Genomic DNA, 3,592 nt, shown 5'->3' with positions numbered 1-3,592 from the left:
TCGACAACTAATTATATCATACTTTTCTATATTTACTAAAATCTATAACTTTCCCCATTTCCTTTTTAATTTCTTTATTTCTACTAAAATTTTCTCCTATTTCATTAATTTTTTCCTTTTCCCTTTTCTTTTTTAATCTTTCTTTAAACGCATTTATTGTCCTTTCTACAATTTCATCACTTAACTCTATGTACTCAAATGTTTGCTTATCTAAATATTCATATCTCCCATTTTCACTCCCTAAAACATATTCCACATAATCCTCCAACAACTCTTCATCTGACATTCTTTTATCATAATATCTTAAATAATGATTTATACTTCCACTTATTTTCATCCATAGTTTTTTTCGTCCATATTCTCCTCCATATATTTAATTTTTATTTTATATTAACTCATTTTTTTTTACTTATATCAAATTTTAATGTTTACTATTTACCTATTAATTTGCTCTATATTTTATGTAAGGAGGTGTTTATTATGGATTCAGAGTTATTTAATTTTCTAACAACTCAAGGTATTTTTGCTTTGTTATTTGGCTATTTATTGCTATATATTTTAAAACAAAACCAAATTAGAGAAGAAAATTATCAAAAAATAATTCAACAACTAAATGAAGTTCTTCCAACTATAAAAAATGATTTAGAAAACATAAAAAACATATATTAAAAAATTAATATATGTTTTTTATTATGTTAAGTACACCTTTTTCAATTTACTTATAGCTCTATTCTTAACTTGACTTATTGCTTGTCTTGATTTTCCTGTCTTTTTAGCCACTTCTGAAACACTATATCCATTAAGCACAACCATCTTTATTATTTTTTTCTCATAGTTATTTAGATTCTTAATCGAATCTACAACTTCAATATTACTTTCTATAAAATTATAACCCCATACTCTATCTTCACAATTGTAGTCCTCATTATTTTTTCTTCTATCATTTTTTTTTGATAATCTTATGTACTCATTTTTTAATGATTTAGAAAAATAAGATAATACTTGTTTATCTTCATAATTAACAATTGATAATTCATCTATATTATTTATAAGCTTTATTAAAAAAACATATAAATCTTGCTTAGTATCTTCTCCATTTAATTTTCTTGAATATTTATTTATTATGTTATCAAAAATAGCTAATATATCTAACATACTTTCATCTTTATTATTTTTTTTTACATCTATAATTTTAAAAATAAATTCTTTATTCATTAATTCCCCTCCTACTTTTAAAAAGAAAGGAATTATATAATAGTAAATATAGAATTTTTCTACAAATTTATACATTTTTTTATTATTTTATATATTTTTTAGATTATTAATTATTTTTTATTTGTTAATTTTAGAAAGATACTAAATACAGTTAAAAAGTTCACTTAGATATGTTTATATTAAGATTAGATAGTTTATCTAGTTAACCAAATTATTTAAATGTTTACTTTAATCATATTATTTACTTTATATATTATGAAGGAGGTGAACAAAATGGATACTGATCTATTTAACTTTTTAACAACCCAAGGAACTTTTGCTTTATTATTTGGATATCTTCTACTATACATTCTAAAACAAAATCAAATTAGAGAAGAAAATTATCAAAAAATCATCCAACAACTCAATGAAATTCTTCCTAAAATAAAAAATGATTTGGAAGACATAAAAAAACAGATATCGAAAATCTAATATCTGTTTTTTTAATTTAAAAAAAACTATGTTTTTGTCCTTGAAGTTTTTTAAGAAACTTAGAAGATATTAAAAATTTAATATCTCATTTTTTACTTATTTTATCTTTTAACCTTATTTACTTTTTTATTATTTTTATGTTTACAAATATATTAATTCTTTCTTTATAATTAACGACTAGTCACTTATCAAACAAATTTAAAGGAGATTATATTTATGGAAACAAAATCTTATGTATGTGATATGTATACAATCGTTAATTTACTAAAAAAAGTAGAAAGTATAGTTAAAGATTATTATTCTGGAACTTTAGTTAATAATCGTACATTAGGCAAAGCAACTCTTACATTATGTAGATGCTATGAATATCATGGAACTAAGTGGAACATTGCAGCAGGATTAATAGATCAAAATTTAGTTAGAGTTATGGAAACTAAGGATCCATATACAGCCAATATACTAAAACAACATGTTGTATTAACAGACAGTAAGAATAATAGTATAGACTTTAGACATCTTTGTGCTACTTTAGATGGATATTTAAAAGAAGATTCTCCAATTCCAAAAGAATGGAATGGTTGGCAAGGTGATCTTACAACATTTACTAATGAAATTCTAGCAAAAACTAATAATTCAAATGACTTTGACTACTTAATATCAGTATCTAAAGACTGGTTAGGAAATCCTAATAGTAGTTTTCCTAAGGAAGATATTAATTCTGATATTGATGCTGAAAATATTTATAGAGACTTATTAAAAAATTCTTTTAATATCTCAGAGGCATTCAGAAATTATTATTATAATAATAGGAATTCTAGTAGATTTAGTATTTTTATAACCGCCTTAGGTGGAAGAGATGAAGCATTCCAAACCTTAATGGAAGGGCCTTCAGACCTTATATATTTAGGAATAGGTGACTATCCTGGTGCTGGAAAAATACCTACATCTATTCAAAAAGGAGCCATTTATGGTACATTGGCTGATTTTGTATTAGCTAGAATAGATAGTTCAATAACATAAAATAACATCTTACTAATAAAAACTCACTCAAAATTAACTAAATTTTGAGTGAGTTTTTACTCATATAAATATTCTATACCTATCTATTTATATTTATATTTACATTTAAATCATATTTTTATAAGAAATATACATTATTTAACTATTTCATAAAAAATATCTTCTGAAAATTTTACTTCAAAAATTTCATCTTTTTGCTCATCACCAGATATAGTAATTGTAACATTATAATCATCATCCCATTTTACATAAAAATTAGATTCATCTATTGCTCCACCATCATTATATATTTTAGTATTTATAATTTCTTGATTAAATATTCCTAGTACTTTATTATTTCTACAGTATATTTTTATTGAAGAAGGTCCAAATAATGTAGCATATTTAGCTTTAATACTAATAAAATTTTTATTTGTTGGTGAATAAAACTTATCAGAATATATAGTTTTATTAAATGTTGTATAAATAAATATTAAAATTAATGAAATTATAATTATTAAATATATTTTTGTTTTTTTTGACACTTTACATCACCCCCTTAATTTAAATAACTGAAACTCAATTTAAATAGTTAAATTTTATCATATTTGATATATAAAAACAATTATGAGTCACCCTCATATTTTCATTATCTACCCCAAAGTATCCTTATCTTTTACCTTTTTTACTATACACTTCATAAACGTGGCTATTTATTCTCTTAACATAAACTAAATCTTCTTGAATTTTATTCTATTACTTTTTTATTTTTACTCACTGCTAGAATCTTTCCGTAACCACAGGGCTAACCTGTGGTATTCTAAATACTAAAAAACTGCGCAGAATTAAGCTTCTACGCAGTTTTTTCATTTTTATTTTTTAAAATTTACGGTTTTAAGCCATTTGT

6 protein-coding genes are annotated in these 3,592 nt (G+C 22.8%); 3 read left to right on the top strand and 3 right to left on the bottom strand.

Going from position 1 to position 3,592, the window contains the following annotated elements:
* Positions 1-16: 16 nt before the first annotated feature.
* Positions 17-337, bottom strand: a complete 321-nt coding sequence (locus ABUA17_RS18530; protein ID WP_055292503.1) for a hypothetical protein — start codon at positions 335-337, stop codon at positions 17-19.
* Between the two features lie 143 nt (positions 338-480).
* Here ABUA17_RS18530 and ABUA17_RS18525 point away from each other — a divergent pair, with 143 nt between their 5' ends.
* Entirely contained in the window at positions 481-669 is a 189-nt protein-coding gene (locus ABUA17_RS18525) for a BhlA/UviB family holin-like peptide (protein ID WP_055292505.1), read from the top strand.
* 21 nt (positions 670-690) lie between these two features.
* Here the strand turns inward: ABUA17_RS18525 and ABUA17_RS18520 are convergent, their stop codons facing one another.
* Positions 691-1,215 carry a sigma factor-like helix-turn-helix DNA-binding protein gene (locus ABUA17_RS18520; RefSeq protein ID WP_279022388.1) on the bottom strand — a complete coding sequence of 175 codons (525 nt, stop codon included), beginning with the start codon at positions 1,213-1,215 and terminating at the stop codon, positions 691-693.
* A 273-nt stretch (positions 1,216-1,488) separates the two neighbouring features.
* Between ABUA17_RS18520 and ABUA17_RS18515 the strand changes: the two genes are divergently transcribed.
* On the top strand, positions 1,489-1,686 hold the full coding sequence (locus ABUA17_RS18515; protein WP_055292509.1) for a BhlA/UviB family holin-like peptide: 198 nt from the start codon (positions 1,489-1,491) through the stop codon (positions 1,684-1,686).
* Positions 1,687-1,902: 216 nt separating this feature from the next.
* Positions 1,903-2,706, top strand: coding sequence for a hypothetical protein (locus tag ABUA17_RS18510; protein WP_055292511.1), 804 nt, complete (start codon positions 1,903-1,905; stop codon positions 2,704-2,706).
* Between the two features lie 134 nt (positions 2,707-2,840).
* Here the strand turns inward: ABUA17_RS18510 and ABUA17_RS18505 are convergent, their stop codons facing one another.
* Complete coding sequence (locus tag ABUA17_RS18505; RefSeq protein ID WP_055292513.1) at positions 2,841-3,230, bottom strand: hypothetical protein; 390 nt, start codon at positions 3,228-3,230, stop codon at positions 2,841-2,843.
* Positions 3,231-3,592 lie beyond the last annotated feature (362 nt).

The sequence above is a fragment of the Clostridium sp. RTP31139st1_H3_RTP31139_211217 genome (assembly GCF_040227035.1).
Taxonomy (GTDB): domain Bacteria; phylum Bacillota; class Clostridia; order Clostridiales; family Clostridiaceae; genus Clostridium; species Clostridium saudiense.
The sequence above is the reverse complement of the archived record's forward strand: the minus strand, read 5'-3'. Positions and strand labels throughout refer to the sequence as shown.